23 protein-coding genes and 1 tRNA gene are annotated in these 26,669 nt (G+C 59.4%); 10 read left to right on the forward strand and 14 right to left on the reverse strand.

The features are described 5' to 3' along the window. Positions 1 to 9 precede the first annotated feature (9 nt). The 3 genes from ACR0AO_RS13440 to ACR0AO_RS13450 are packed head-to-tail and all read left to right on the forward strand — an operon-like array spanning position 10 to position 4,095. On the forward strand, positions 10 to 657 hold the full coding sequence (locus ACR0AO_RS13440) for an ABC transporter ATP-binding protein (protein ID WP_480604346.1): 648 nt from the start codon (positions 10 to 12) through the stop codon (positions 655 to 657). Beyond that, entirely contained in the window at positions 654 to 3,068 is a 2,415-nt protein-coding gene (locus ACR0AO_RS13445) for an ABC transporter permease (RefSeq protein WP_480604348.1), read from the forward strand. Before ACR0AO_RS13440 ends, ACR0AO_RS13445 begins: the two co-directional genes overlap by 4 nt. Next, entirely contained in the window at positions 3,058 to 4,095 is a 1,038-nt protein-coding gene (locus ACR0AO_RS13450) for a lipocalin-like domain-containing protein (RefSeq protein WP_480604350.1), read from the forward strand. Before ACR0AO_RS13445 ends, ACR0AO_RS13450 begins: the two co-directional genes overlap by 11 nt. A 1,014-nt stretch (positions 4,096 to 5,109) precedes the next feature. On the opposite strand, the gene ACR0AO_RS13455 is transcribed toward ACR0AO_RS13450, so the two are convergent. Next, complete coding sequence (locus tag ACR0AO_RS13455; protein ID WP_480604352.1) at positions 5,110 to 5,451, reverse strand: hypothetical protein; 342 nt, start codon at positions 5,449 to 5,451, stop codon at positions 5,110 to 5,112. Between the two features lie 92 nt (positions 5,452 to 5,543). On the opposite strand from ACR0AO_RS13455, the gene ACR0AO_RS13460 reads away from it, so the two are divergent. Next, on the forward strand, positions 5,544 to 7,229 hold the full coding sequence (locus ACR0AO_RS13460) for a winged helix-turn-helix domain-containing tetratricopeptide repeat protein (RefSeq protein ID WP_480604354.1): 1,686 nt from the start codon (positions 5,544 to 5,546) through the stop codon (positions 7,227 to 7,229). A gap of 131 nt (positions 7,230 to 7,360) precedes the next feature. Here ACR0AO_RS13460 and ACR0AO_RS13465 read toward each other — a convergent pair whose 3' ends face one another. The 4 genes from ACR0AO_RS13465 to ACR0AO_RS13480 all read right to left on the reverse strand — a co-directional run bounded on the left by ACR0AO_RS13465 (position 7,361) and on the right by ACR0AO_RS13480 (position 8,548). Beyond that, positions 7,361 to 7,513: a hypothetical protein gene (locus ACR0AO_RS13465; RefSeq protein ID WP_480604356.1), complete on the reverse strand. Its 153-nt coding sequence runs from the start codon at positions 7,511 to 7,513 to the stop codon at positions 7,361 to 7,363. Between the two features lie 254 nt (positions 7,514 to 7,767). Beyond that, positions 7,768 to 7,853: transfer RNA gene (locus tag ACR0AO_RS13470), tRNA-Leu, on the reverse strand. 202 nt (positions 7,854 to 8,055) lie between these two features. Further along, positions 8,056 to 8,280, reverse strand: coding sequence for a hypothetical protein (locus ACR0AO_RS13475; protein WP_480604358.1), 225 nt, complete (start codon positions 8,278 to 8,280; stop codon positions 8,056 to 8,058). A 1-nt stretch (position 8,281) separates the two neighbouring features. Beyond that, complete coding sequence (locus tag ACR0AO_RS13480; RefSeq protein WP_480604360.1) at positions 8,282 to 8,548, reverse strand: hypothetical protein; 267 nt, start codon at positions 8,546 to 8,548, stop codon at positions 8,282 to 8,284. Positions 8,549 to 9,035: 487 nt separating this feature from the next. On the opposite strand from ACR0AO_RS13480, the gene ACR0AO_RS13485 reads away from it, so the two are divergent. Both ACR0AO_RS13485 and ACR0AO_RS13490 read left to right on the forward strand, forming a co-directional pair. Beyond that, on the forward strand, positions 9,036 to 9,614 hold the full coding sequence (locus ACR0AO_RS13485) for a YqaA family protein (protein WP_480604362.1): 579 nt from the start codon (positions 9,036 to 9,038) through the stop codon (positions 9,612 to 9,614). Then, positions 9,611 to 10,075, forward strand: coding sequence for a disulfide bond formation protein B (locus ACR0AO_RS13490; RefSeq protein ID WP_480604363.1), 465 nt, complete (start codon positions 9,611 to 9,613; stop codon positions 10,073 to 10,075). The genes ACR0AO_RS13485 and ACR0AO_RS13490 overlap by 4 nt, the downstream gene beginning before the upstream one ends. A gap of 8 nt (positions 10,076 to 10,083) precedes the next feature. Here ACR0AO_RS13490 and ACR0AO_RS13495 read toward each other — a convergent pair whose 3' ends face one another. Then, positions 10,084 to 10,668 carry an HNH endonuclease gene (locus ACR0AO_RS13495; RefSeq protein ID WP_480604366.1) on the reverse strand — a complete coding sequence of 195 codons (585 nt, stop codon included), beginning with the start codon at positions 10,666 to 10,668 and terminating at the stop codon, positions 10,084 to 10,086. A gap of 215 nt (positions 10,669 to 10,883) precedes the next feature. Between ACR0AO_RS13495 and ACR0AO_RS13500 the strand changes: the two genes are divergently transcribed. Then, a complete protein-coding gene (locus ACR0AO_RS13500; protein WP_480604367.1) occupies positions 10,884 to 11,486 on the forward strand; it encodes an rRNA large subunit pseudouridine synthase E in 603 nt (200 codons plus the stop codon). Positions 11,487 to 11,581: 95 nt separating this feature from the next. Here the strand turns inward: ACR0AO_RS13500 and ACR0AO_RS13505 are convergent, their stop codons facing one another. Continuing rightward, positions 11,582 to 12,247, reverse strand: coding sequence for an alpha/beta hydrolase (locus tag ACR0AO_RS13505; RefSeq protein WP_480604369.1), 666 nt, complete (start codon positions 12,245 to 12,247; stop codon positions 11,582 to 11,584). Beyond that, the gene (locus ACR0AO_RS13510; RefSeq protein WP_480604371.1) at positions 12,244 to 12,876 is read right to left on the reverse strand and encodes a DNA-3-methyladenine glycosylase family protein; all 633 of its coding nucleotides are present in this window, start codon (positions 12,874 to 12,876) and stop codon (positions 12,244 to 12,246) included. The genes ACR0AO_RS13505 and ACR0AO_RS13510 overlap by 4 nt, the downstream gene beginning before the upstream one ends. Before the next feature lie 110 nt (positions 12,877 to 12,986). On the opposite strand from ACR0AO_RS13510, the gene ACR0AO_RS13515 reads away from it, so the two are divergent. Continuing rightward, a complete protein-coding gene (locus tag ACR0AO_RS13515; protein ID WP_480604580.1) occupies positions 12,987 to 14,207 on the forward strand; it encodes an MFS transporter in 1,221 nt (406 codons plus the stop codon). 2 nt (positions 14,208 to 14,209) lie between these two features. On the opposite strand, the gene ACR0AO_RS13520 is transcribed toward ACR0AO_RS13515, so the two are convergent. The 3 genes from ACR0AO_RS13520 to cysS are packed head-to-tail and all read right to left on the reverse strand — an operon-like array spanning position 14,210 to position 17,991. Next, positions 14,210 to 14,986: a squalene/phytoene synthase family protein gene (locus ACR0AO_RS13520; RefSeq protein WP_480604373.1), complete on the reverse strand. Its 777-nt coding sequence runs from the start codon at positions 14,984 to 14,986 to the stop codon at positions 14,210 to 14,212. Between the two features lie 3 nt (positions 14,987 to 14,989). Beyond that, positions 14,990 to 16,624, reverse strand: coding sequence for a citramalate synthase (gene cimA, locus ACR0AO_RS13525; protein ID WP_480604375.1), 1,635 nt, complete (start codon positions 16,622 to 16,624; stop codon positions 14,990 to 14,992). Next, a complete protein-coding gene (cysS, locus tag ACR0AO_RS13530) occupies positions 16,621 to 17,991 on the reverse strand; it encodes a cysteine--tRNA ligase (RefSeq protein ID WP_480604377.1) in 1,371 nt (456 codons plus the stop codon). The genes cimA and cysS overlap by 4 nt, the downstream gene beginning before the upstream one ends. 253 nt (positions 17,992 to 18,244) lie before the next feature. Here cysS and ACR0AO_RS13535 point away from each other — a divergent pair, with 253 nt between their 5' ends. After that, complete coding sequence (locus ACR0AO_RS13535; RefSeq protein ID WP_480604379.1) at positions 18,245 to 19,432, forward strand: pyridoxal phosphate-dependent aminotransferase; 1,188 nt, start codon at positions 18,245 to 18,247, stop codon at positions 19,430 to 19,432. Positions 19,433 to 19,447: 15 nt separating this feature from the next. Here ACR0AO_RS13535 and ACR0AO_RS13540 read toward each other — a convergent pair whose 3' ends face one another. After that, positions 19,448 to 19,966, reverse strand: coding sequence for an outer membrane protein (locus ACR0AO_RS13540; protein WP_480604381.1), 519 nt, complete (start codon positions 19,964 to 19,966; stop codon positions 19,448 to 19,450). Positions 19,967 to 20,353: 387 nt separating this feature from the next. On the opposite strand from ACR0AO_RS13540, the gene ACR0AO_RS13545 reads away from it, so the two are divergent. Then, the gene (locus ACR0AO_RS13545; protein ID WP_480604383.1) at positions 20,354 to 21,898 is read left to right on the forward strand and encodes a trimethylamine methyltransferase family protein; all 1,545 of its coding nucleotides are present in this window, start codon (positions 20,354 to 20,356) and stop codon (positions 21,896 to 21,898) included. 54 nt (positions 21,899 to 21,952) lie between these two features. Here ACR0AO_RS13545 and ACR0AO_RS13550 read toward each other — a convergent pair whose 3' ends face one another. Together ACR0AO_RS13550 and ACR0AO_RS13555 are read right to left on the reverse strand one after the other, a co-directional pair. Next, positions 21,953 to 22,189: an EF-hand domain-containing protein gene (locus ACR0AO_RS13550; protein WP_480604385.1), complete on the reverse strand. Its 237-nt coding sequence runs from the start codon at positions 22,187 to 22,189 to the stop codon at positions 21,953 to 21,955. Between the two features lie 539 nt (positions 22,190 to 22,728). Next, complete coding sequence (locus tag ACR0AO_RS13555; RefSeq protein WP_480604387.1) at positions 22,729 to 26,367, reverse strand: vitamin B12-dependent ribonucleotide reductase; 3,639 nt, start codon at positions 26,365 to 26,367, stop codon at positions 22,729 to 22,731. Positions 26,368 to 26,669 lie beyond the last annotated feature (302 nt).

Consider the following 26,669-nt stretch of genomic DNA (forward strand, 5'->3'; position numbering starts at 1 on the left):
GGGGCCGCGATGCTGTTAAATGTCGACAAGGTAAGAAAATCCTATCCCGGCGGGCGGCCTGTTCTGCAGGATGTCTCGTTGCAGCTGGACAAGGGGCAGACCCTCGCCCTGACCGGTGAAAGCGGCAGCGGCAAAAGCACCTTGTTGAATCTCGTGGCCACGTTGGACACGTTCGAAAGCGGTGAAATTACTTTGGCGGGGTCGGCACTTTCGGAATTGACTGACCGCGCGCGCGCCGGGCTGCGCCGCGATACCGTCGCGCTGGTGTTTCAGCAGTTCAATCTGATCCCGTCGCTGACCGTTGACCAGAATCTGTCGTTTCAGGCCCGCCTCGCCGGACGGCTGGACGCCGAATGGCTGGCCGATCTGGCCAAGCGGCTTGGCCTGTGTGACCTGATGCAACGCTATCCAGAACAATTGTCGGGCGGTCAACAGCAGCGCGTTGCGATCGGGCGCGCGCTTGCTTCGCGCCCCAAACTGTTGCTGGCCGACGAACCGACAGGCAACCTGGACGAAACCGCCAGCAAGAACGTTCTGGAGCTGATGCTGCAGCTTGTTCGCGATACCGGAACGGCCCTGTTGCTGGTGACCCACTCATCCGATATTGCCGACCGGCTTGACCGACGCGCGAATCTGTCCGGTGGCCGTATCCGATGATACCAGCCACGATCCAGGCGCTTTGGTCGCATTGGAGGCGGCACAAGCTGCAACTGCTGACATTGCTGAGCGGCGTTGCGTTGGCCACTGCGTTATGGTCGGCGGTTCAGGCCATCAATGCCGAGGCGCGGGCAAGCTATGCCAGAGCGAACGAGCAACTTGCGTTGGGGCAGTTCGAGGAGTTGCGCGCACCCGACGGGCATATTCCCCTGTCGCGCTATGTCGAATTGCGGCGGGCTGGCTGGCAGCTTGCAGCGGTTCTGGACGGCAACCTGCGCATCGAAGACCGCTATCTCCGAGTGATGGGCGCTGACCTTCTTTCCTACCCCACGCTGGCCGCAATCGCGGAAGCCGCGCAGAACCCCGCCATCGGAACCCCGGCTGATGCGCTGACAAAGCCCGGCTTGCTGTTCGTGCGCCCGGAGCTGGTCGACCTACTGGGCCGTCAGCCCGGATTGCCACCGACGATCCCGAGTGACGCGGTTCCACCAGACATGATCCTGACCGACATCGGCGTCGCCGAACGGTTGTTGAACAAGCCGAACGTAATTTCACGGCTTGTCATTCTGCCCGATCAGCGGGCCGGATTGCCACCACTGCGCGAACTGGCCCCGGATCTGGAACAGATCGGCGGCAGCCCGGACACGGACACCGCGCAATTGACAGAGAGCTTTCATCTGAACCTGACCGCGTTCGGTTTGCTTTCATTTGCCGTGGGTCTGTTCATCGTTCACGGTACGGTTGGCCTTGCCCTGTCTCAACGACGCGGTATGATCCGGACCCTGCGCGCGCTGGGTGTGCCGCTGGCCGTGATCACCAGACTGGTCATCGCCGAGCTTGCGATCCTGTCCTTCATTGGTGGCGTGTTGGGGCTGATCCTTGGATATGGTCTTGCCGCCGCGCTTTTGCCGGACGTCGCGGTTACATTGCGCGGGCTGTACGGGGCGCCGGTCGACGGGCAGATGACGTTGCGCCCGGAATGGATCGTCGCAGGGCTCGGCATGGCGATCGGCGGGACACTCGCGGCAAGCGCTCAGGGGATCTGGAAACTCGCCCACCTGCCGCTGCTGAGCGCCCCCGGCGCGCAGGCCTGGCGCGGGACGGGCCGTGCGCAACTGCGTGGCGCCGCGCTCGGCGCAGTCTCGGTTGCGGCAGGCGTGGCGTCGGTGGTGCTGTTTAACGGCTTGCTGGCGGGTTTTGTCCTGCTGGCCGGATTGCTGATGGGATCGGCCCTGATGCTTCCGTTCATACTGTCCGGTCTTTTAGGAATTTGCGGCCGCTACGCCAAAAGACCGGTTGCACAATGGATCTGGGCGGATATGCAGGCGCAGCTTCCGGGGCTGGCATTGGCACTTATGGCGCTGATGCTGGCGCTGGCGGCCAATATCGGTGTCGGAACCATGGTGTCGAGTTTCCGCCTGACTTTCGTGGGCTGGCTGGACCAGCGCCTGGCTTCGGAACTTTACGTGACAGCACAGGATGACAGTCAGGCCAAGGAAATTTCCACCTGGCTTGCAACGCGGGCCGAGGCCGTTCTGCCCATTCGCCGGGTCGAGACGCGGCACGAGACGGGGCCGCTGTTTTTGTACGGAATTGTCGATCACGCAACCTATCGGCAAAAATGGCCCCTGATCGCCTCTGACGCCCGGGTTTGGGAAAGAGTGGCGGCGGGAACGGGCGTTCTGGTCAACGAGCAGCTTGCCCGACGCGGCAATCTGTGGCCCGGAGATACGTTGGCGCTCGCCCCCGACTGGAGCCTCAGCGTCGCTGGCGTCTATTCGGACTATGGCAATCCCACCGGGCAGGCGATCGTGTCGATGGACCAGTTTCAGGCCCGCTTTCCAAACGCTCCGAACAGGCGGTTTGGCGTTCGCGTTGCCCCGGATCGGGCCACGGAACTGGCGCAGCAGATCCGCAAGCGCTTCGACCTGCCAGATCCCGCTGTGATCCATCAGGCCGCTCTCAAGTCACAGTCCCGTGCGATTTTCGAAAAGACTTTTGTCGTGACGGCCGCACTGAACATCCTGACCCTCGGCGTCGCGAGCTTTGCCATTCTGACAAGCCTTCTGACCTTGTGGAGCCAGCGCCTGCCGCAAGTCGCACCTGTCTGGGCGTTGGGGTTGTCGCGCAGTGAACTGGCACGGCTGGAACTCCTCCGCAGCGCCATTCTGGCCGTGTTTACTGCCTTTTTGGCGCTCCCCCTGGGTCTGCTTCTGGCCTGGATTTTGTTGACGGTAATCAATGTCGAGGCCTTTGGCTGGCGACTGCCGATGTTTCTGTTTCCGGCCGATTGGGCGCTGCTTCTGGCCCTGGCGCTGCTGGCAGCGGTGGTCGCTGCCCTGACCCCCGCGCTCAGGCTCTATCGCATGCCGCCATCAGACCTGTTGAAGGTATTCGCCAATGAACGTTAGAATTCTGGTCCTGTGCCTGTTCTTTCCCCTGCCCGCCCTCGCACAGGGTTTTGCAGGGCTGGGCAGCTCGGCAGAGGGGTTTGAAACACCCCGGCGCGGCTACGAATTCAGCTTCCCAGCCGATCACGGCGCACATCCCGGTTTTCGTATTGAATGGTGGTATGTGACCGCCACGCTTTCGGGCGATGACGGGCGCGACTATGGCATTCAATGGACGCTGTTCCGAACCGCCCTGAAACCCTTCGACACCGATGGGTGGCAAAGCCCGCAACTGTGGCTGGGCCATGCGGCAATCACGACACCAGAGGCGCACCTGTTCGCCGAGAAACGTTCGCGCGGCGGCATTGGTCAGGCAGGCGTTACCACCGCCCCCTTCGCCGCGTGGATCGACGATTGGCAGATGACGGGGCCTGATTTTGACTCTCTTTCATTGGCGGCGCACGGCGCGCAATTCTCCTATGAACTGACACTCGAGGCTCAAGGCCCCCTGATTTTTAACGGAGAGGGCGGGTATTCGACAAAATCCGCCGCCGGGCAAGCGAGCTATTATTATTCTCAACCCGCCTACGAGGCATCCGGCGTGTTGCGCCTGCCCGAAGGTGACGTCGTGGTCAAAGGTCTGGCCTGGCTGGATCGTGAATGGTCGTCACAACCGCTTGCCGACGATCAGACAGGTTGGGATTGGTTCTCTCTGAATTTTGACAGTGGCGAAAAACTGATGGCATTTCGGCTTCGCGGAGAAAACAGCGATTTCACTGCCGCCACGTGGATTTCACCAACCGGAGAAACGATGAGCCTGCCGGACGGGTCACTATCGGCGATCCCAATGGAATACAGCGATGTGGCGGGCAGGAATATACCGACCCGCTGGCGCCTGCAGCTTTCAGAGCGGGATCTTGATGTCGAAGTAAGCGCCTTGAATCCGATTGCCTGGATGGGAACATCCTTTCCCTATTGGGAAGGCCCGGTCTATGTCAGCGGCAGTCACACAGGCCGGGGATATCTGGAAATGACGGGGTACAGGTGATGCGGTGTCTGAAGAAAACAGGATCAAGCCCCGTAATCCGTGAGTGGCGAAACATCCAACCTGCGGTCAGTTCGATGTGAAAATAGGTCAAAAACGGAAACAAACTGTTATCAATTTGGATATGGACATAGTTTTGCCACAATGTCAGCCTGTTCGGGTGGGTGGCGCGTCACAGGTTTTTTTTTATTTCGATGCTCAAGGTGAGTTTGACGCGCCGCCCCACGACATTATTCGAAAATTTTGACCTCAGTTTCGGCATCTTTACGTTCATCCATCTCCAAAATCCCTGCGTTGCCCCGTGTCTGCATTTTGGTCGACATCCCGTCGCCGCCGCCGTCTGTGACTTCGGAAATGTACAATTCTTCACGAACCAGACACACTTTCGCCATGCGGGACAACTACCAAGTAGAAGCGGCGCGTCTTGATAGTCTGATAGCGATTTTCAAGAGGGGGTACGAGTTCGGCGCGTCGCTCATGAAATCCCCATTTTCTCAATTCCAGCAACAGTCCGCACCGTCCGGTATTGCCAATGACAATGGGGTCGTTTCCTTAAAAAATCGCTCAAACATGCTTTTCGAGAAACCGTGGTGCCCAAGAAGAGCATCTGGGACTCAAGCCGACACGGCGAATATCCAATAAAATAAATGGTTTGCTTGGGATTGAAGAGCCCCCACTTTCAGGTTTGTGTTTCAGCTTGCCAGAGTTGAGCCAAGCGGTGACGCGGTGACGGTCACCTGTGACTTGAATGTTGATGTTGTTTGATCAGAAAGCCGGATGTTACCGACCGCCTTAAAGCCCAAAGATAGAAGTTTCAGCTTTAGTTAATCGGGCAACTTAGACCCATAAACGGCCAAGGCGACCAACAACCGCTTCTGTGGAAACAGCTGAAATTCGCCAAGGAAGAGTCAAGGAATGGGCGCGCAACAATTCCGCCATCTAGAATGACGGACTAAATGTCCGCATTCTAGAGTGTACGGGTTTCCAAAATGCCCCAGCATTGCAACACGTCAGCGATCAACTGTTCGGCTCGGTCGTTTTTGGACAGAGCGGAATAAACAGGTATTTAACTTCGCGTTCGTTGATCAAAAGATGTGCCAGTGTGCTGTCCATCTCCGGCGTTGCCATGGACCGTGTGCACAGATGAAACACATCGCCGACAGCCTGCACAATACGTGGATCGCCGTGGCTGATTTGCGTTTTCAGGCTGCGGATATAGTAGCCGTCGGGGTTGGCGTCGACATCCTCTAACGACGCAGCCTCATTCACATGGCCCGGCCCACACAACGCGTCGATGCGGCTTTCGGCGTGGGCGACGGTAGCGGTAAGCGTCAGAGCGGCGGAAATAATCAGTTTCATCTTATTTCTCCTGTCGTTTCTCGGATTGATGCACGCCGCCTGAGGGTCGGTGAGCTTGCCAGCAGCGCGCCGGTTTCGCTAGACTAGGACACATGGAGGAGCGTGATTTGTCCCGAAATGGCGGCGAAATCGGCACGAATTCTTCTGAAATCGTCTACCTTGGCGATTTCACCTTCTCTGTTGAAACTCTGGAAATTCAAAACGCTGCCGGGCAAACGGTTGATTTGCGCAACCAAAGCGCCGACGTTTTGGCGGTTCTGGTACGGCATGCCGGGGAAATCGTGTCGAAAGACACCCTGATTGAAAAAGTTTGGGCCGATACCTTTGTAACCGATGACAGCCTGGTCCAATGCATCGCTGATATCAGGCGGGCACTGGACGACAAGGATCACAAGCTGATTCAGACATTTCCAAAAAGGGGATACAAACTCAACGCGACCCTGATCGATACCACCGAAAAACCAGCTTACGCTGGTGTGGAGCCTCGGACAGGCTTTTTAGCTGGACGGCGAGGCATCGTGGCGATTGTGTCACTGGTCACACTGATGCTGATCGGCGCAATCTATCTAACGTTCGGTGATCTTTCGCGCAGCGAAAGTGACGGCCCGCCGCGCATTGCCGTGCTGGCATTCGACGATTTCAGCGCAGGTGAGGATAAAGGCTACCTGTCGGACGCCATCGCCGAAGGGATTATCACCGAACTTGCCCGTTCGCGTTTTTATGACGTGATCGCCCGCAACTCGAGCTTCCGTTATCGCGGCCAGCCCATCGACATTCATCAGATCGGCGAAGAACTGGGGGTGCAATACGTCCTTGAGGGCAGTCAGCAAAAGTCAGGTGACAAACTTAAGGTTACTGCGCAACTCATCGACGCCACAACAGGAGAGCATCTTTGGGCGCATACCTACGATCAGAACATTGGGGACCTGTTCGTCGTGCAGGATCAAATCGTACGCACGCTTGCTGACCGCGTGGGCCAACGGCTTATGCGCCCAAATCCGGTGAGCGACCTGGACAAAGTCACCGCCCAACATCTGTTTCTTACGGCCCGTCAGTTCGTCGTCGATGATTTTTCTGAAGCGAGCAACTGGAAAGCCTACGAAACTGTAAAAAAAATCTTCGAAGTAGACCCCGACAGCCACTATGCACATCTCGGTATGGTGTTCGTGTATCGTCATGCTGGGGAATTCGGCTGGCATGGCTGGGATCGGCAGGAAGCCTTCGATACGGCGCTGGAGCATGGCCTTAAAGCACTGGAAATTGCTGCGGACGATCCAAGCACACACTACTTGTTGGCGTTGCTAAGAGGCTCGCGCGGCGAAAATGAAGAAGCATTGGCACACTACGACAAGGCAGTGGCCCTTAATCCCAGCGCGTCACGTTATCTGGCAGCCAGTGCAACCCCATTGCTCAATGTTGGCCGTACTGACGAGGCGATCGAACGACTGGAAAGGGCCAAGGGTATCGACCCCTTCCATTCTCGAAACGTCCATTGGAGGATGGGCTGGGCGCTCTGGCAAAAGGGGGACTGTGAAGGAGCGCTTGATGCTTTTCTACAAATGGACAAGATCGTGAAGGGCGCGCAGCGTATGCTGGCTGCGATCTATGCTTGCCTCGGCGAGGTCGAAAAGGCGCAGGACGCATACAAGGTGTTTTACACCGACTCGCATGAGCCAACGATTTCTGAGTACCGCGCCGAAAGTATCGACACCTGGACCGCGCCCGGCGCGTTAGAGCGTTACCTGGACCACATGCGTATTGCCGGGATGAAAGACTGACACCGGCCTTGGCACGCTGGTTCACTCCTTCGGTGAATGCCATCAGAATTTCCAATCACAGAACGCATGACCGATCTCCTAATTTCTATGCAGATCTTTCTTTGCGCACTGTCTAGAACCAAGGCTGACCTTCATGGGTCGCGCAGCGCTAGTCGAAATTGGGCTCCGACCAGATCGCGGCGGGCTTGGGGTCGTGGGCGTGAGGGGATTACCCCGAACTTCATCGGACCCGCGCTGTAGCTTTGCATGTAGTCGAGGGCCTTCTGTTCCCGTGTGCGTTTCATGTGGGGGTTCCTTCAACATCCGATGGCAGGAAGACAGGCTTGGCCTTTTTCACCGGAGACTGCGCGGCTGCTCGCCCTTCCAAGGTGAAATTGCGGGTGGGTTTTTCGATGTATTCCGGCTGGCCCAGCCTCCGCATGTACCTGTTGCTTGCCAACGGTTTCACCGGAACCCATCACCATTGACAGGCACCCAACCAATTTGGGTCAAGTTCTTCATAACGATGTTTTTTGAGAGTATGTCGCAGCTATGCTGTTGGTGCCCTTCCCCGGACTCGAACCGGGACGCCCTTGCGGGCAAGAGATTTTGAATCTCTCGTGTCTACCATTCCACCAGAAGGGCACTCTGGGTTTGTCGTTTAGGCGACCCGAGAGGGGTCGTCAATAGGGGTCGTAGATGTACAGACCAACGGCTGCAAGCAGCAAGGCAGCATCTGTCTCGTTGTGGATGAAGAACACCGGAACGCCCAACACAAAGAGGGTCTTACTGATGTTCTGAGGGGTCAATTTGAGCTTCGACATGAAGCACCATGTGGACCGTGAGGTCAAACCTCCAGAGGGACTTCCAGTTTTGTGACACGGAAGATCACGATGTTGGAAAACTGCTTCCCCTTCCCTTCCATTATTATCTGCTCGGCATGTTCTCGGGCCTCTTTTCGGGCCTCGCCGTAGTGCCCCTCGGTGAAGCGGAAACGCCGACCGTAGCACCGCCCCCGGTAGTCAGTGTATTTCACTTCGCAATACGGGTCAGGTTCGCTGAAGTATCTCATCTCAGTTTCCTTTCGTCAGGTATTCTTCAGGGTTGACAGGAGGCCCGCCGTAGACGGCATCCAAGAGTTCACGGAGTTCCACTACCCCGCAATGCCAAAGTCCGGCATCCATACCTTTCAGCTTTGCCCCCTGCGTATCGCCATTGAGTTGCTTCTGAATGAACTCGACGACTTTCACTCTATTGAAGTGTGCTTGGTCCATTGCATGGACAAAGTTGGAGGCGCTTCGATGCCCATCATGGTCATCTGCAGGCTTGATTGCTTCCATGAAGTCGTCCTCTTTAAGGGTTCCCTTTAAGGTGACCTCTAGGGGTTCACCGCTCAGGCAAGGGGGTGGGTTAATCAAAAAACGCCCACGTCACTGGTGACGCAGGCGATAAATTGGTGACGTGATTGCACCTGTGGAAAGATGACGCGCATGTCACTCGAAGCGGAGACGCGCACCAGTGGAAATGTTCCGTTTGTGGATACATCAGCACAAGCGGAAAGACTGGCAACCACATGAAATAGCCAAACTATTTTTACTGTTCCTTGGATTGTTTGCTCTGGTGGATGGGTGCTGCGTTACGGCGGCGTCGGATTTTAGATCCCCTGCGTCTACCATTCCGCCACTTGGGCCACGAACACTGGATTTGCGTCGGAAACCGGGAAGGTTCAGAGGCAAAAGTCGACTAATCCGGATTGCAGATGTTGACGCCCCGCAATCGGCGTGGTTTGCCATGCGCACAAGGTTGATGAATGGAAATTGACAGCCGATGTTGCGCCCTCTCTATGACCGGACGATCCGTCTGGCCGAGCACCCGCATGCCTTATGGGCGCTTGCCGCGGTGGCATTCGTGGAAAGTTCGGTCTTTCCGATCCCGCCGGACGTGCTGATGATCCCGATGATTCTGGCGCGGCCTTCCCGGGCCTGGCTGATCGCCACGGTTGCCCTCGTCGCGTCGGTACTTGGCGGATTGCTGGGCTATGCCATCGGCGCCTTCTTCTATGAAAGCGTCGGCCAGCCCATCCTTCAGGCCATGGGCAAGGCCCAGGCGATGGACGAATTCAACACGCGTTTCAACGACTTCGGGTTCTGGGCCGTTCTGACGGCGGGGGTGACCCCCTTCCCTTACAAAGTCATCACCATTATGTCCGGCTGGACAGGAATGCCGCTTGGCACATTCATTGCGACATCCATCCTGGCCCGGGCGCTTCGGTTTTTCGTGGTGGCGGGTCTGCTTTGGGGATTTGGTGAACCGATCCGGGATTTCATCGAAAAGCGGCTTGGGCTTGTTTTCACGTTGTTTATCGTGCTGCTGATCGGTGGTTTCATGCTGGTGAGATACCTATGACAAACAGAAAGACACTTATCGTACTGGCTGCTCTTGGGTCTGCCGCAATGCTGCTGGGCGCATGGGGGTTCCAATATCTGGGCGGGCTTGCCCCCTGCAAGATGTGCATATGGCAGCGCTATCCTCATGGCGCGGCCTTTCTGATCGGCGCTTTGGCGCTCTCTCTGCCCTCGCTTCGCTTTCTGCCATATGCCGGAGCGCTCGCCGCACTGACAACTGCCGTGATCGGGCTTTACCATACCGGCGTCGAACGCGGTTGGTGGGAAGGTCCGACAACCTGTACGTCGGGGGATATCGGCGGCCTGTCGGCGGAACAGTTGATGGAACAGATCATGGCAGCACCTCTGGTTCGATGCGATGAAGTGCCGTGGGAGATGTTCGGATTGTCGATGGCCAGCTGGAACGCCGTCGTTTCACTGGGTCTGGCCGCAATCTGGTTGGCCGCTGCCCGCGCCAAATAACGCCGGGATCAAGCCTCCAGTTCCGCATCCCAGTAAAGGAAATCCATCCAGCTGTCGTGCAGAAGGTTGGGGGGAAACTTGCGACCGATATTGCGCAGCTCTTCCGCCTGTGGCTGGCGTGGCGGCTTGCGCAGCGACATACCCGCACGTTTGAGAGATTTCGACCCCTTTCGCAGGTTGCACGGACTGCAGGCGGCCACCACGTTCTGCCAGCTTGTGACACCGCCGGCCGCGCGCGGGACAACGTGGTCAAAGGTCAGATCCCCTCTGGCTCCGCAATACTGACAGCGGAATTCATCCCGCAGAAATAAATTAAAGCGCGTGAAGGCCACGCGCTTTTGAGGTTTCACATAGTCTTTCAGAACAACCACCGACGGTATTCGGATGACCGTACTGGGGCTACGGACAACTTCGTCGTATTCTGCCACGATATCCACCCTGTCCAGCCAGGCCGCCTTGATCGCCTCCTGCCAGGGCCAGAGTGAAAGCGGATAATAGGAAAGCGGACGATAGTCAGCGTTCAGAACCAGCGCGGGATGGTGTTTCAACGCCCCGGGTTCCCTGACGAATTCGGTCCTGAAGTCTCCGTCCATGACAGACTCGCTCCTCGCTCTCTACTGCCCGTTTGTGACACCAGAGCGGGGAGCACCCGCCCCGGCCTTACTTTAACTATATATCGTGTTAAAACTCTGACAAGTCCCGAGTTTCCACAATATGTCGAAGATCTGGTACAGTGGTTCGGTAACAATGGCATGACGGTTATCCACAGCTTGCCCATCTCTCCCGTTGCGGGCTATGGCATTGGTCCATGTCCTGGTTCATCCGTTTCAACAAACCCTATGACGTCCTGCCGCAATTCACCGATCGCGGCAGCGCCGATTCGCCACGCCGTACACTGTCCGATTTTATCGATCTGCCTGGTGTCTACCCGGCCGGGCGTCTCGATCGGGATAGCGAAGGGCTGATGCTGCTCACCGACTCTGGCAAGCTTCAGGCGCGAATATCAGATCCCAGGCACAAGATGGCCAAGACCTATTGGGTTCAGGTCGAAGGCATTCCCGATCAGGCCGCCTTGTCCGCGCTCAGAAACGGGATCGACCTGAAAGACGGGCCGACGCGGCCCGCCATGGCCGCTCTGATCGATGAACCGCCCAACCTGTGGCCGCGTACACCGCCCATTCGGGTCAGAAAATCTGTGCCAGATAGTTGGATCGAACTGACCCTTCGCGAAGGCCGTAACCGGCAGGTCAGGCGCATGACGGCCGCTGTCGGCCACCCTACGCTGCGCCTGATACGGTGCCGGATCGGAGAGTGGACACTCGACGGCCTGTCCCCGGGCACCTGGGAAAGCCTGCCCTTGCCGGAGTTTTCCGGTACCGTGCCCGGCCGCAACCGGAAATCACGGCGATAACGCGCAGGCCCAGCTTTTTCCGGCCCAAATCATCCCGGATGTGAATTGCCCGGCAGGCAGGAAGCGTAGCGCCCCTCAACCTCTGATTTCGCGGATCACAAGCTCAACTTGTCGCGCATGAATGCCAGCGCCACGCTCAGCCCATCCGGAGCGATGCCGTGCCCGGTGCCCTTCATCACGTGCGCATAGACTTCCTTGAACCCGGCTCCCTGCAGCGCTTCGGCGGCTTCCGGCAGCGACTGTGGCGGAACGACATCATCCGAATCGCCATGTACCAGCAGAACCGGCATCCGGCTGACCACTTCGTCGGCCAGCAGGTCCGGCTCCAGCAGCCGGCCGGAAAAGGCGACAATCCCGGCCACAGGGTCTTCGCGGCGCGGAGCGACGTGCAGGCTCATCATCGTACCCTGGCTGAAACCGAACAGTACGACCTGTTCGGGCAGCAGATCCTCGTCCACCATCAGCGCGTCCAGAAATGCGTTGAAATCCCCGACCGCCATCTCCATGCCGCGACGCGCCTCTTCCTCGGACGAGCCGTCGATCCACGGGATTGGAAACCATTGAAAGCCAAAGGGCATTCCCGGAATGGTCTCGGGCGCGTCGGGGGCGACGAACAGAGTGTCGGGCAAGTGTTCCCCCAAAACATCCGCAAGCCCCAGCAGGTCGGCGCCGTTCGCGCCATATCCGTGCACGAACACGACCGCCGAGCGCGTGCTGCCAGATACCGGCCCCTTGCGGCCCGCATTCAATACCCGTGTCATCTGATCCCTTCCCTGTCCTTCGCCACGCGGTAATAGGCCCATAGCACCCGGGCCGCAACAGAGCGCCAGGGCGACCAGGCTTCGGCCATTTGCCGCAGTTGCCTGTCTGTCGGACGTTTCGGCAGGTCATAGAGGATGCGCGCCGCCTCCTGCAGCGCGAGATCGCCCGGCGCGATGACATCCGCCCGCCCAAGCGAGAACATCGCGTAGATCTCGGCGGTCCAGGTTCCGATACCGGGTACTTCGGTCAGCGTGGCCACGATTTCTTCGTCAGACGCGGCCCGCAACGCCGGATAGTCGATGCGTGCCTCGGCCAGAGCGCGGGCATAGCGGATTTTCTGGCGGCTCAGACCGACGGCCCGCAGGTCGTCATCGCTGGCCCAAATGATTTTGCGCGGGCCGGTCAGCCGGGCATCTTTCATGCGCTGCCAGATCGCATTGGCCGAGGCGACGCTGACCTGCTGGCTGACGATCGCGCTCAGCAACTGCGCAAATCCATCCGGTCTGCGGCGTAGCGGCAAGGGACCGGTCAGTTCCATCGCTTGGGCCATGCGCGGGCATTGACAGGCCAGCCACGCCGCCCCTTCGGCCACGCATTCCGATGTTTCGATGATCCGGCCAACGCTCATCCCGCAACTCCGCTTCAAAGGACGCAACGTTTCACAGGTTAAGGTGCGTCACAGCACATTCAACCCGCTTGTGCGCCACCGGATTCGCCGATACGCATTCGCCCATGACAATGGTGGCCCCATATCACGACAACAGCCTTGCCAAAAGGAACGTGATTGTTCTGGTGGCGGCGCAAGCGCTGCTGGGCGCGCAGATGCCGATGATCTTCATCGTCGGCGGCCTGGCCGGACAATCGCTGGCGACCAACCCATGTCTTGCCACCCTGCCCATCTCGCTGATCGTTCTCGGCTCGATGCTGGCCGCTACACCGGTTTCCGCCATCATGCAGCGCTGGGGTCGCCGGGCCGGGTTTCTCGTCGGCGCCACCGCCGGTGCCCTGGGCGGGGCTGTCGGCGCCTATGGGCTTTATCTCGGCTCTTTCCCGGTTTTCCTCACCGGCAGTCTGCTGACCGGCATCTATATGAGTGCGCATGGCTTCTACCGCTTCGCCGCCGCCGACACCGCCTCGGATGAATTTCGGCCCAAGGCGATCTCGTACGTCATGGCCGGCGGGTTGGCGGCGGCGGTGATCGGGCCGCAAATCGTCAAGCTGACCTCGCAGGCCTATGTCGTTCCGTTCCTCGGAACCTATTTCGCCGTCATTGCGGTGAATGTGATCGGTTCGGGCCTGTTTCTGTTTCTGAACATCCCCAGACCGCCGAAACCGTCCGAAGACACGCCGCGCGGCAGAACCCGGCTGGAACTGCTTCGAACCCCGCGAATCGCGGTCGCCGTCATCTGCGCAATGGTCTCCTATGCCCTGATGAACCTTGTCATGACCTCGACGCCGCTGGCGGTCGTCGGGTGCGGCTTTTCGGAAAGCAACGCCGCGGATGTGGTGACCAGCCATGTCCTTGCCATGTACGTTCCCAGCTTTTTCACCGGACATCTGATTGCCCGCTTCGGTGTCGAAAAGATCGTTGCCCTCGGCCTGGCCGTTCTGGCCGGCGCCGGGCTGGTCGCGCTGCAGGGCGTCGACCTTGGCAACTTCTTCATCGCCCTGATCCTTCTGGGTGTCGGGTGGAATTTTGGTTTCATTGGCGCCACCAGTATGCTCGCCGCCTCGCACGAACCGCACGAGCGGGGCCGGATGCAGGGGCTCAACGACCTTCTGGTTTTCGGAGGGGTCACGATGGCCTCCCTGGCGTCAGGCGGGTTGATGAACTGCTCGGGCGGGTCCCCGGTCGAGGGCTGGACAGCGGTCAACCTGGCCATGATCCCCCTACTGACGCTGGCAGGTGGCGCCCTGTTGTGGCTGGTGCTACGCCCGGGCGAAGGCGAAACGGTGTGATTTCACCAGCGTCCGGTTGCCGCAACCCACATCAGAGAGGTTCTGCGGCGAAATTCGCTCTGACCCAATGAACCGTCCGAGACCCGCTGCGGATTGGCCATAACCTGCTTCAGAATGACTTCGGATTGCCACCCACCGAACAGAGCCGGTCGCGCCTGAGTCGAGATATCCGCGCGCCGTTTCCGGGCACGACGCAGCCGGTCCAAAGCGCGCTGCGCCAATGAACGAATCCCCTCGGGCGTCCCATCCAGCAACGGAATCCGCCCTCGCCCTTCGAGCTCAGGGATGGCCCGGAACCAGTTCGCAACACCTGCCGCAAACGCATAATCGCGCACGACCTCTTCTTGGGCTTGGCCCAAAGTGCGGGCCGCAACCCAGCACAGCGTCCCGGCACTGTGATCGAGATAGGCGTCGAAATGACCGCTATCTTCAAAGGCATCCTTGTAAATGTCCCAACGCCTTACCGCGACATATTCATCCAATTCCGATGCCAGATCTGCAGACAGAACCGTCGCCAGCGGAGTTACCACCTCATGACGTCTGACCGGCCCGCCGCTGGCGATTTCCTCCAAAGCATCGCGCCACCATTGCAGGCGCATTTCGGCGATCATCGGCTCTTGGGTGACCCAGGGCGCGCGCGCGACCTCGACGTTCAGCGCATAGAGCGGGAACAGCACCCGGCGCGCGGCAACCGGCGCCGCCATCGCCGCCAGAAACCGGTCCGGGTCGGCCCGCCGAACCAGCGCCGCACAGGCGTTCAGATCGTCGTCGAACGTCACGGTCTATTCCGCCGCCGTGGCCTGCGCCCCGCAATCGCGCACCAGTTTCCACTGAATCGCTTCGAGCAGCGCCTCGAACGAGGCGTCGACTATGTTCGCGCTGACGCCCACGGTCGACCATCGCCGCCCGTTACCGTCTTCGCTGTCGATGATCACGCGGGTCACGGCCTCGGTGCCGCCCTGGGTGATGCGCACCTTGAAATCCACCAGATGCATGTCGTCCAGTATTTCGGAATAGCGCCCCAAATCCTTGGCCAGCGCCTTGGCCAGCGCGTTCACCGGCCCCCTATCGCTACCGCTTTCGTCAAGGGATTCGCTGACGGACAGTTTCTTCTCTCCGTCCACCTTCACCACGACGACGGCCTCTGACAGGCTGACCATTCGGTTATATTTGCTCTTGCGGCGCTCTACGGTCACCTTATAGCGCTTTACTTCGAAGAACTGCGGCAATTGCTCCAACTCATCCCGCGCCAGCAGTTCGAACGAGGCCTGCGCGGTGTCATAGGAATAGCCCTCGGCCTCCCGTTCCTTGATCCGGTCCAGAATCCTCCCCAGAGCGGGATCGCCCGGTTCCACCGCCAGCCCCGCCTCGGTCAGACGCTTGCGCAGGTTCGACTGCCCCGCCTGGTTCGACATCGGAATGACGCGGGCATTGCCAACGGTCGAGGGATCGACATGCTCATATGTCGATGGGTCCTTGAGAATGGCGCTGGCATGCAGCCCCGCCTTGTGGGCGAAGGCCGACGCGCCCACATAGGCTGCCTGCTTGGCCGGAACCCGGTTCAGGATTTCGTCCAGCATCCGGCTGATCCGCGTCAGCCCCGCCAGCGCCTCGCGGTTCACGCCCGTCTCGAAGGCCGAGGCATAGGGTTCCTTGAGCAGCAGCGTCGGAATCAGAGCCGTCAGGTTGGCATTGCCACAGCGTTCGCCCAACCCGTTCAGAGTGCCCTGAATTTGCCGCGCCCCGGCATCCACCGCCGCCAGCGAACAGGCGACCGCATTTTCGGTGTCGTTATGGGTATGGATACCCAACCGTTCGCCGGGCAGACCGGCGGCAATGACGTCGCCGACGATCCGGCCAACTTCGGACGGCAATGCGCCGCCGTTGGTGTCGCAAAGCACCACCCAGCGCGCGCCCGCATCCAGGGCCGCGCGGCAGGTCTCAATGGCGTATCCCGGGTTGTCCTTGTAGCCGTCAAAGAAATGTTCGGCATCAAACAGCGCCTCGCGTCCCTGCCCCACGATATGCGCCATCGAGGCGCGGATATTTTCGACATTCTCTTCCAGCGGAATTCCAAGTGCATGTGCGACGTGGTAGTCATGCGCCTTGCCCACCAGACATACGGCTTGGGTCCCCGCATTCATCACCGCGGCAAGCACGTCGTCATTCTCTGCCGACCGGCCCGAGCGTTTGGTCATGCCGAACGCGGTCAGCCGCGCGTTGGTCGTCGGGGCCGCGTCGAAAAACGCGCTGTCGGTCGGATTCGCCCCGGGCCAGCCACCTTCGATGTAATCGACGCCCAACTCGTCCAAAGCCTGCGTGATCTGCGCCTTCTCGGCGGTCGAGAACTGCACCCCCTGCGTCTGCTGCCCGTCGCGAAGGGTGGTGTCGTATAGGTAGAGGCGTTCTTTCATCACAACGCCTCCAGTTTGGTTGCATCGAAACCAGCACCCGGAACGAGTTCGACGCCCGCCTTGCTCATTCGAACTTCCAGTCCGGCTTCGATATAGGCGGCTTTCAATCGGTCGACTTCGGCAAAGTTCTTGCTTTGCATGGCCAAAGCCCGCGCCGCGACCAACCGTTCCGCAAAACCGGAAAGATCAACGTTGTCGGTCTCAGCCCATTGCCCGATCTCCTCGGTCAACAGGCCCAGCATCTGTGCCGAAGCGAGCAATTCCGCCGCCAGCCCGCTTGCCGCCAACCGGTGAAGCTCGGCCATGGCACCCGCTGTGTTCAGATCGTCGGCAAGCGCCCCGATGATGGCGGGGGCCGCGCTGGCTGCGGGCTCGATGCCCGCTGTCAGCGCCCGCCACTTGCGCAGCGTCGCTTCGGCCTCGTTCGCCTTCTTCTCGGTCCAGTCCATCGGCTTGCGGTAATGGGTTTGAAGGAAAACGAACCGGATCACCTCGCCCGGCACGCCCTGTTCCAGCAGGTCGTGCACGGTAAAGAAATTGCCCAGGGACTTGGACATCTTCTTGCCCTCGACCTGCAGCATCTCGTTGTGCATCCAGACCCGCGCAAATTCGCCGTGAGGATGGGCGCAACGGCTCTGGGCAATTTCGTTTTCATGATGCGGGAACATCAGATCGTTGCCACCGCCGTGAATGTCGAAACTCTCGCCCAACAGCTCAAAGCTCATTGCCGAGCATTCGATATGCCAGCCCGGACGCCCCCGGCCCCACGGACTGTCCCAACCCGGCAGGTCGTCGGTCGAGGGTTTCCACAACACGAAATCCATCGGGTTCTTCTTGTAAGGTGCCACCTCGACCCGTGCGCCGGCGATCATGTCGTCGACGGACCGCCCCGACAGACGGCCATAATCCGCCTTCCACGAGTCGACAGCGAACAGCACATGCCCGTCGGCTGCATAGGCATGGCCCTTTTCTATCAGCACCCCGATCATCGTGATCATCTGGGCGATATATTGGGTCGCGCGTGGCATGTGGTCGGGCTCCAGCGCGCCCAGCTGGCCCATATCGTCCAGAAACCACTGCGTGGTTTCGGCCGTGATCTCACCAATAGGCCTCCCGCTTTCGGCCGCCCGCGCGTTGATCTTGTCGTCCACATCGGTGAAGTTGCGCACGTAGGTCACGTGATCCGGTCCGTAAACCTCGCGCAACAATCGATAGAGCACATCGAACACCACCACGGGCCGCGCATTGCCCAGATGCGCGCGGTCATAGACGGTGGGACCACAGACATACATCCGTACATTGTCGGGATCGATCGGAACGAAATCCTCTTTCTTCCGGGTCCGGGTGTTGTGCAGTCTGATCGTCGTCATCGGGTCTTGTCCTCAGCAGCTGGCGCTTGCGCCTTGGCGCGGGCTTAGCAACTTGTCTCGGCGATGAAAACGAAAGAAACCGGCCCGCGTGAAGGTTCAGCAGGTAATGCAGCAGATAATGGTGCAAATGGTCCGGTTCATATGAATTGCATAGCCTGCAACGTTGCCCGGATCAAGCACCGCCTTCACCCATGCGATTGACGAATCGGACCGGCCCTGCCCTCTGTGTGCCAAGCAGGCACGGGAGCGGTTCATGAAACTGTCGCATCGCATCACTCACCTGACGGGCGGAGGATCCGACGGTTGGGACGTTTTCTATCGCGCCCGTCAAATGATCGCCGAAGGCGTCGCGGTGACCGAACTGACCATTGGCGAACATGACATCCGCACACATCCCTCGATCCTGAAGGTCATGAACGACTCGGCCGTTGGCGGGCATACCGGCTATGCCATGGTTCCGGGAACGGCATTGCTACGCGATACCGTGGCGGCGCGGGTGCAGACCCAAACGTGCGTGCCGACAACCCGTGACAACGTGCTGATCACGCCGGGCGGGCAAGCGGCGCTTTTTGCGGCTCACAACGCGGTGTGCAATCCCGGTGACACGGCACTCTATCTTGATCCCTACTACGCGACCTATCCCGGCACCATCCGCAGCGTCGGCGCGATTGCGAAATCCGTCGAAACGCAAGCCAAAGACGCGTTTCAGCCCCGCGCGCGCGACATAGACGCGGCAGCCGCGGGCGCGGTTTCCCTGCTGATCAACTCTCCCAACAACCCTACCGGCGTGGTCTATTCCCGCGCCACGCTGGACGCGATTGCCGAGGTCTGCCGGGACCGGGATTTGTGGCTGATCTCTGACGAGGTCTATGACACCCAGATCTGGCAGGGCGAGCATATCTCGCCACGCGCCCTGCCCGGAATGGCCGAACGCACCCTGGTTATCGGGTCGATGTCAAAATCACATGCGATGACCGGGTCGCGCTGCGGCTGGATCGTTGCGCCGGTCGAAGTGATCCGGCACCTGATCAATCTGGCCACCCACACGACCTATGGCGTGCCGGGTTTCATACAGGACGCCGCAAGCTTTGCGCTGACCGCGGGCCGGGAACTGGAAGATGAGATATCGGCCCCTTTCCTGCGCCGCAGAGCCTTGGCGCAAGCCATTCTGGCACGTCAGAACGCCGTCATCCCGGTCCCGTCGCAGGGGGCCATGTATCTTATGCTCGATGTGCGGGCGGCGGGGTTGAGCGGCGAAGCTTTTGCCAATGAACTGCTGGACACGCACAAGATCGCGGTCATGCCGGGCGAAAGTTTTGGACGGGCGGCGGCAGGGCATGTGCGCGTGGCGATGACTATCGAAGACACCGCGTTTGCTCATGCGCTGGAAACCCTGTGTGCATTCGCTGCCTCGCTGGCGCAACAACGGGCGGCCGTGTAGCTTTAAAAGAGTCGCTCAGAACCGGAACGTCGTCCGCAAATTGAACGTGCTTGTTCCGAAATCACCGGACGCGCCGTTCAGATCGTCAAAATCGTGGTGCAACGCCTCGCCACTGATAACGAAACGATCGTTGATCGGATAAGCGACGCCGATGCCATAGACAGCGGCATTTTCACTGTCACCCGAGGTATGCGCGCGCGCCGCGCCCAGAACGACATAGCCCAGGGCTTGGCCGAAGTCATAGCCGCCGCGCAATTTCAAGCGGCTGATATCGTCAATTTCACCAGCCCCCGCACCCAGGTCTATACTGGTAAAATTATATTCCAGCTCGCCCCCGACAACGAACTTGCCGAAGTCGAAATCATAGCCGATATGCGGTCCGAAATCGAAGTCATCCCCGCCAAGGCCGCCCGGTCCGCTCACGTCGGTATAGCCGAAACTGAACCCGGCATATGCACCGGTCCAATCCTCGGCCATTGCCGGCGCGGCGAGGCAAAGCGACAGGGCCGCCAGTGCGGCAGAGACTAACCTCATTCCCTTTCCCCTTGATCCTTAGCAGCACACATTTGGTGGTGCCGGATCCTTGAATCTGTTCAATAACTTACCCGGGCAACCTGCCCATTCGTTTCAATACACCCATGACTATTGCCATTGTCTGAACCAACCATAACAGATTCGGCGATCACCGTGTGTAAATTCCTGTAAACCGACCAAATTCATGGTCGCAAACAGAACAGATCGAGTCGTTGGATTGGGCCTAATGTCCTGCCAAACGCGAAGGGGAAAACGATGCAGGGCGAGCAGTCAAAAATCTGCTTGGTAAGCCGGACGATCGGTGCCGACCGAGGCCGTGCAGCGCGTGGAAGACCTTGAAAGCTTTTTTCTTTCAATACCTTCCACAACCTTACACGGATAAAATAGATGAACGATCAATCCCGAAGCTCCTCTCGTAGCGGCGGCCGCGCAGCCCGTCGCGCCGCTCGCGCAACGGCGCTTCCCGAACACCTGCGCCCCGTGCGCCCCGGTCAGGAAGGCGGCTGGCTGAAACCCTTGTCGCAAGAGGGAATGGAGCGCATTCACAGCGCGGCGCTGGATGCGCTGGAACAGATCGGCCTGGCCGACGCACCGCAAAGCGGCATCGACTATCTTGTTGGCGCCGGTTGTATTCTGGGTGACGATGGGCGCATCCGGTTTCCCCGCGCCCTCGTCGAAGACACGATCGCCAGAGCGAACCGGTCGGTGACGCTCTACAGCCGGGACGGAAAAACCGATCTGGAACTGTCAGGTACCCGCGTCCACTATGGCACTGCGGGCGCAGCAGTTCATATGGTGGATGTCGAGGGGCGTGAATACCGCGATTCGACCGTCCAGGACCTGCACGATGCGTCGCGAATCTGTGAAAAACTGGAAAATATCCATTTTGTACAACGCCCGATGGTGTGCCGTGACATTCTGGACAACCGAGAAATGGACCTGAACACAATCTATGCCTGCTGTTCGGGAACGTACAAACACGTCGGAACCTCTTTCACCGATCCCAGTTATGTCGCCCCGGCGATGGAAATGCTGCACATGATCGCTGGCGGCGAGGACAAGTGGCGCGAACGGCCCTTTGTCTCGAACTCGAACTGCTTTGTGGTGCCGCCGATGAAATTCGCCACCGAAAGCTGCGAGGTGATGGAGGAATGCATCAAGGCAGGCATGCCGGTGCTGCTGCTGTCCGCCGGTATGGCAGGTGCGACCGCCCCGTCCACGATCGCCGGCGCGATCACGCAGGCCACGGCGGAATGTCTGGCCGGACTGGTCTATGTGAACGCCGTCAGACCCGGTGCTCCGGCAATCATTGGCACCTGGCCTTTCGGACTGGACCTGCGCACAGGCGCGATGACGGTCGGGTCCGGCGAACAGGCGCTGCTCAGTGCTGGTTGCGCCCAGATGCACAAGTTCTACGGTCTCCCCGGCGGCGCGGCAGCGGGGGCATCGGATTCAAAACTGCCGGACATGCAGGCCGGCTGGGAGCAGATGTGCTCGAACGTCATGGCGGGCCTGTCGGGGCTCAACATGGTTTATGAAGCGGCGGGCATGCATGCCTCGCTTCTGGGCTTTTGCCACGAATCGCTGATCCTTGGTGACGATCTTATCGGACAGGCCTTGCGCTGCGTGCGCGGTATCGAAGTGACGGACGAGACTCTGGCATTGGATCAGATTGCCGCGGTTTGTCTGGGTGGACCCGGACATTATCTGGGCACAGACGCCACGCTAAGCCGGATGCAGATTGACTATGTCTATCCAACGCTTGGCGACCGAACGTCGCCCAAGGAATGGGCGGAGCGCGACAAGCCGGACCTGATCGCCAAGACAATCGCCCGCAAGGAAGCGATTCTGTCAGAGCGCTCTCCGGCGCGTTTCGACGCGGCGTTGGATTCCGCGATCCGCGCCAAGTTCAACATTCACTTGCCCTCGTAAGCCATTGAAAAAAAGGCAGCCGGAACGACCCGGCTGCCAACATTTCTGCATGCGTTAACCGTCAGTTGCTGGTATCAGACCAGCCTGTTGCGCCACGGCGACCTCGTCGCGATCTAGCGCGCCGTCGCCATTGGCGTCCATCGTCGAGAACTGATCAGCACCAATTTCGGGAAAGACGGCCTGCACTTCTTCGATCGTCAGAACGCCGTCGCCATTGCTGTCAGCGCCGGATTGAGCAAAGGCGATGGACGGAATACTGACGGCCAACACGGCCAGATACTTCATGGTCATTGCGGTTTCTCCTGAATAATAATGATTTGTTGACGTCCGGACGACGCCACCAAAAACCGCGCCCGGCCCATTGTCATCCCCCTTGCAACCGGACGGCGGTTTCAGGCCAAAGCCCGCGAAAGTCGCGAGAGTCGTTCAGCAGCGTTCCGCACAACCGTTGGTGGATTCGCCCTGTCGGCAGTTCTTCCCTCACCGAAAAGCCGGAAAGTGGCGCGTTCTGGCCGATCCTTTCGGATTGGCATCAAAAAAGAAAAAGGGGGCCGAAGCCCCCTGTCAGTTTCGCCGTCCAGGCTCATTTCATTGACCGCCCGGTGTTTTTTTGCCTGCGGCCTGGACGTCGTCCGGAGCGAGCGCACCCGCCCCATGTAAGAGTGGGAAGGACCGATATTCCGCCCCACCCTGTTCCCGACCAACACGGGCATGCCGGTCGAGTGGAGAAAGGTCACTTGGTAAGTCTCAGACCCTTTCTCCGTATTCGTCGGGGCCGGTCACTGTGGCAGCTTCCGACCCCTGCACCCCGGGTTGCCGGGGTGCTTAACTCAGCTACACCCGCTCGTGGAACCGCAGGTGTTGCATTTCATGCAGGTGCCGTTGCGCACCAGCGTATAGTTGCCGCATTCGCCGCACGGGTCGCCCTCGTATCCCTGCATCTTGGCCTTGGTGCGGGCGTCCATTCCGGTAGCAGTCACGGATTCGCTGACAACGACCGTTTCAGACGCTTGCACTTCGAATCCCGTTGCGGATTCCGCCATGCCGTTCACTTCGGCCTGGCCGCCATTGAACACCACCAACTCTTGCGGCAACCGCTTGCGCAGATACCCGGTCGAGCTGATTTGCTTCAGTACTTCCAACGACTTGGACGCCGCACTTTCACTAATTTCCGAAACGTTTGAGACACCTTCCTCCTCGCCACGTCCCAGGTCATCGAAAGTTGCGCCTTCGGGTTTCACATGGGCCAGATCGGTGCGGTCCAGATAGGACACGGCCAGTTCGCGGAAGATGTAGTCCAGGATCGATGTCGCGTTCTTGATCGAGTCGTTGCCCTGAACCATTCCCGCCGGTTCGAACTTGGTGAAGGTGAAGGCGTCCACGAACTCCTCCAGCGGCACGCCATATTGCAGGCCAACCGAGACCGCGATGGCGAAGTTGTTCATCATCGCCCGGAAGCCGGCACCTTCCTTGTGCATGTCGATGAAGATCTCGCCCAGCTTGCCGTCTTCGAACTCACCGGTGCGCAGATAGACTTTGTGGCCGCCGACGATCGCCTTCTGGGTATAGCCCTTGCGGCGATGTGGCAGTTTTTCGCGATGGCTGCGGATGATTTCCTTGACCACAACCTTCTCGATCACCTTCTCGGCCAGAACGACGGCTTTTTCCTGCGCCGATCCGCTCTCAAGAATTTCTGCCGCCTCGTCGTCATCCTCAACCAGCGCAGCCGCCAACGGTTGCGACAGTTTCGAACCGTCACGATAGAGCGCGTTGGCCTTCACCCCCAGCGACCAGCTGAGTTCATAGGCCTTCTGGCAATCCTCGATGGTCGCATCATTCGGCATGTTGATCGTCTTCGAGATCGCGCCCGAGATGAAGCTCTGCGCCGCCGCCATCATGGTGATGTGGCTATCAACCCCAAGGAAACGCTTGCCTTTCTTGCCGCACGGGTTGGCGCAGTCGAAGATCGCGTAGTGTTCCTCTTTCAGGTGCGGAGCCCCTTCCAGCGTCATGGTCCCGCAGACATGATCGTTGGCCGCTTCGATATCCGCGCGGGTAAAGCCCAGATGGCGCAGCAGGTCGAAGGTCGGGTCGTTCAGCTTGGTCGCCGGGATGCCCAGAACGCCGGTGCAGAAATCTTCGCCCAGCGTCCACTGGTTGAACACGAACCGGATATCAAAGGCGCTTTCAAGCGCGGCGTCCACCTTGGCTAGCTCGTTCGGGCCAAAGCCGTGACCGGTCAGCGAGGTGTGATTGATCCCCGGCGCGTTGCCGATGGTGCCGTGACCGACCGCGTAAGACACGATCTCTTCGATCTGAGCCGACGAATAACCCAGCTTTTCCAGAGCCGAGGGCACCGATCGGTTGATGATCTTGAAATAACCGCCACCGGCCAGTTTCTTGAACTTCACCAGCGCAAAGTCCGGCTCGATCCCGGTGGTGTCGCAATCCATCACCAAACCGATCGTGCCAGTTGGCGCGATCACGGTGGCCTGCGCGTTGCGGTAACCGTTCTTTTCGCCGAGGCTCAGCGCCTCGTCCCAGGCCGACATGGCCAGATCGACCAGACGTTTGTCCGGGCAGTTGCCGTGATCCAGAGGCACCGGCTTCACCGCCAGTTTCTCGTACCCTTCGGTCACACCCTGTGCCGCGCGGCGGTGATTGCGGATGACACGCAGCATATGGTCGGCGTTGCGTTCATAACCCTTGAACGAGCCAAGCTCACCGGCAATCTCGGCCGAGGTTGCATAGGCCACACCGGTCATGATCGCGGTCAGCGCGCCACAGATCGCCCGCCCCTCGTCGGAGTCGTAGCTGTAGCCCATATTCATCAGCAGGCCGCCGATATTGGCATAGCCCAGACCCAGCGTGCGGAAGTCGTAGGACAGCTGCGCAATTTCCTTGGACGGGAACTGCGCCATCGTCACCGAGATTTCCAACGTCAGGGTCCACAGGCGCGAAGCGTGCATGTAATCGGCTGCCTGGAACTCTCCATTCTTCAGGAAGGTCAGCAGGTTCATCGACGCCAGGTTACAGGCCGTATCATCGAGGAACATGTATTCCGAACACGGATTCGAGCCGCGAATCTCGCCATCCTCGGGACATGTGTGCCATTCATTGACGGTATCGTGGAACTGGATGCCCGGGTCAGCACACGCCCATGCGGCATGACCGACTTTTTCCCAAAGATCACGTGCCTTGACGGTCTTGGCGACCTTGCCATCGGTGCGGTTGATCAGTTCCCAATCGGCGTCTTTCTCGACTGCGGTCAGGAACGCGTTGGTCACGCGGATCGAGTTGTTGGAGTTCTGACCCGAGACCGAGCTGTAGGCTTCCGAGTCCCAGTCTGTGTTATAGGTCGGGAATTCGATGCCGTCGTGGCCCTGCCTGGCGTAGTCCAGCACGCGCTTGATGTAGGTCTCGGGGATCGCGACCTTTTTCGCCTCACGAACCGCCTTTTTCAGACTGTCATTCTTGTTGGGGTCATACGCGTCGTCCTGTGCGCCATCCCAACCGCGGATGGCCTCGAAAATGCCGTTCAGCATCTTTTCGTGCATCTTCGATCCGGCAACGATCGAGGCCACCTTCTGCTCTTCGATCACCTTCCATTCGATGAATTGCTCGATGTCCGGGTGATCTGCATCGACGATCACCATTTTTGCTGCCCGACGGGTTGTCCCGCCTGATTTGATCGCGCCAGCGGCGCGGTCGCCGATCTTGAGAAAGCCCATGAGCCCCGATGACTTGCCGCCACCCGACAGCGCCTCGCCTTCTGCTCGCAGATGGCTGAAGTTGGTCCCGGTACCCGAGCCGTATTTGAACAGGCGCGCCTCGCGCACCCACAGATCCATGATGCCGCCTTCGTTCACCAGATCATCGTCGACGGACTGGATGAAGCACGCGTGCGGCTGCGGATGTTCGTAAGCCGATTTCGATTTGGTCAGCTTGCCGGTTTTGTAATCGACATAGTGGTGTCCCTGCGCCGGGCCGTCGATTCCGTAGGCCCAGTGCAGACCGGTGTTGAACCATTGCGGAGAGTTCGGCGCGGCGCGCTGAGTTGCCAGCATATAGCGCATCTCGTCGAAATAGGCGCGTGCGTCTTCTTCGGTCGAGAAATAGCCGCCCTTCCAGCCCCAATATGCCCAGGCGCCGGCCAGACGGTCGAAGACCTGCTTGGACGAGGTTTCACCCGTGAACTCGGCATCTTCGGCCGGGACCGAACGCCACAGGAATTCGGGTACGTCCTTTTCCTTGACCTTCTTCAGGCGGCTGGGCACGCCCGCCTTGCGAAAGTACTTCTGCGCGATCACATCGCTGGCCACCTGGCTCCAGCTTGCGGGAACTTCAATATCATCGAGGCGGAACACGATGGTTCCGTCCGGATTGCGGATCTCGGAAGTTGCGGACACGAATCCCAGCTCTGAATACGCGTCCTGCCCTGCCTTGGTGAATTTTCTATCAATCTTCATGTCCGCCGCCCTAGCTTCTCAATCAACATGTCCCCGGCCCACTGGCCGTACGAAATTCCGCGGGCCATTGCCCCTTCCGGAAACCGGGTCGGAACGCAAATGAATACCTGGCGCTGAAAATCACAGCGCGAAGCCGAACATCGACCACACGATTCGTTGAATTGCCTTCCGTCCCTTGCCCGTTACCATTCTGGCTATTCCTACCAGATTTAGTGGCAACGTACCCGGCTCATACAATTTGGCGTATTGACCCATAGAAGGTCAACGGCATTTTTGGCCCGGAATCGAATCTTTTCTGTTGA

This window comes from Ruegeria sp. AF8 (assembly GCF_056541825.1).

Bases quoted from the DNA above. Each gene is read 5' to 3' on its own strand.
- ACR0AO_RS13440 (WP_480604346.1), top strand. From the start codon at position 10: ATGCTGTTAAATGTCGACAAGGTAAGAAAATCCTATCCCGGCGGGCGG.
- ACR0AO_RS13445 (WP_480604348.1), top strand. From the start codon at position 654: ATGATACCAGCCACGATCCAGGCGCTTTGGTCGCATTGGAGGCGGCAC.
- ACR0AO_RS13450 (WP_480604350.1), top strand. From the start codon at position 3,058: ATGAACGTTAGAATTCTGGTCCTGTGCCTGTTCTTTCCCCTGCCCGCC.
- ACR0AO_RS13455 (WP_480604352.1), bottom strand. From the start codon at position 5,451: ATGAAACTGATTATTTCCGCCGCTCTGACGCTTACCGCTACCGTCGCC.
- ACR0AO_RS13460 (WP_480604354.1), top strand. From the start codon at position 5,544: ATGGAGGAGCGTGATTTGTCCCGAAATGGCGGCGAAATCGGCACGAAT.
- ACR0AO_RS13465 (WP_480604356.1), bottom strand. From the start codon at position 7,513: ATGAAACGCACACGGGAACAGAAGGCCCTCGACTACATGCAAAGCTAC.
- ACR0AO_RS13475 (WP_480604358.1), bottom strand. From the start codon at position 8,280: ATGAGATACTTCAGCGAACCTGACCCGTATTGCGAAGTGAAATACACT.
- ACR0AO_RS13480 (WP_480604360.1), bottom strand. From the start codon at position 8,548: ATGGAAGCAATCAAGCCTGCAGATGACCATGATGGGCATCGAAGCGCC.
- ACR0AO_RS13485 (WP_480604362.1), top strand. From the start codon at position 9,036: ATGTTGCGCCCTCTCTATGACCGGACGATCCGTCTGGCCGAGCACCCG.
- ACR0AO_RS13490 (WP_480604363.1), top strand. From the start codon at position 9,611: ATGACAAACAGAAAGACACTTATCGTACTGGCTGCTCTTGGGTCTGCC.
- ACR0AO_RS13495 (WP_480604366.1), bottom strand. From the start codon at position 10,668: ATGGACGGAGACTTCAGGACCGAATTCGTCAGGGAACCCGGGGCGTTG.
- ACR0AO_RS13500 (WP_480604367.1), top strand. From the start codon at position 10,884: ATGTCCTGGTTCATCCGTTTCAACAAACCCTATGACGTCCTGCCGCAA.
- ACR0AO_RS13505 (WP_480604369.1), bottom strand. From the start codon at position 12,247: ATGACACGGGTATTGAATGCGGGCCGCAAGGGGCCGGTATCTGGCAGC.
- ACR0AO_RS13510 (WP_480604371.1), bottom strand. From the start codon at position 12,876: ATGAGCGTTGGCCGGATCATCGAAACATCGGAATGCGTGGCCGAAGGG.
- ACR0AO_RS13515 (WP_480604580.1), top strand. From the start codon at position 12,987: ATGGTGGCCCCATATCACGACAACAGCCTTGCCAAAAGGAACGTGATT.
- cysS (WP_480604377.1), bottom strand. From the start codon at position 17,991: ATGACGACGATCAGACTGCACAACACCCGGACCCGGAAGAAAGAGGAT.
- ACR0AO_RS13535 (WP_480604379.1), top strand. From the start codon at position 18,245: ATGAAACTGTCGCATCGCATCACTCACCTGACGGGCGGAGGATCCGAC.
- ACR0AO_RS13540 (WP_480604381.1), bottom strand. From the start codon at position 19,966: ATGAGGTTAGTCTCTGCCGCACTGGCGGCCCTGTCGCTTTGCCTCGCC.
- ACR0AO_RS13545 (WP_480604383.1), top strand. From the start codon at position 20,354: ATGAACGATCAATCCCGAAGCTCCTCTCGTAGCGGCGGCCGCGCAGCC.
- ACR0AO_RS13550 (WP_480604385.1), bottom strand. From the start codon at position 22,189: ATGACCATGAAGTATCTGGCCGTGTTGGCCGTCAGTATTCCGTCCATC.
- ACR0AO_RS13555 (WP_480604387.1), bottom strand. From the start codon at position 26,367: ATGAAGATTGATAGAAAATTCACCAAGGCAGGGCAGGACGCGTATTCA.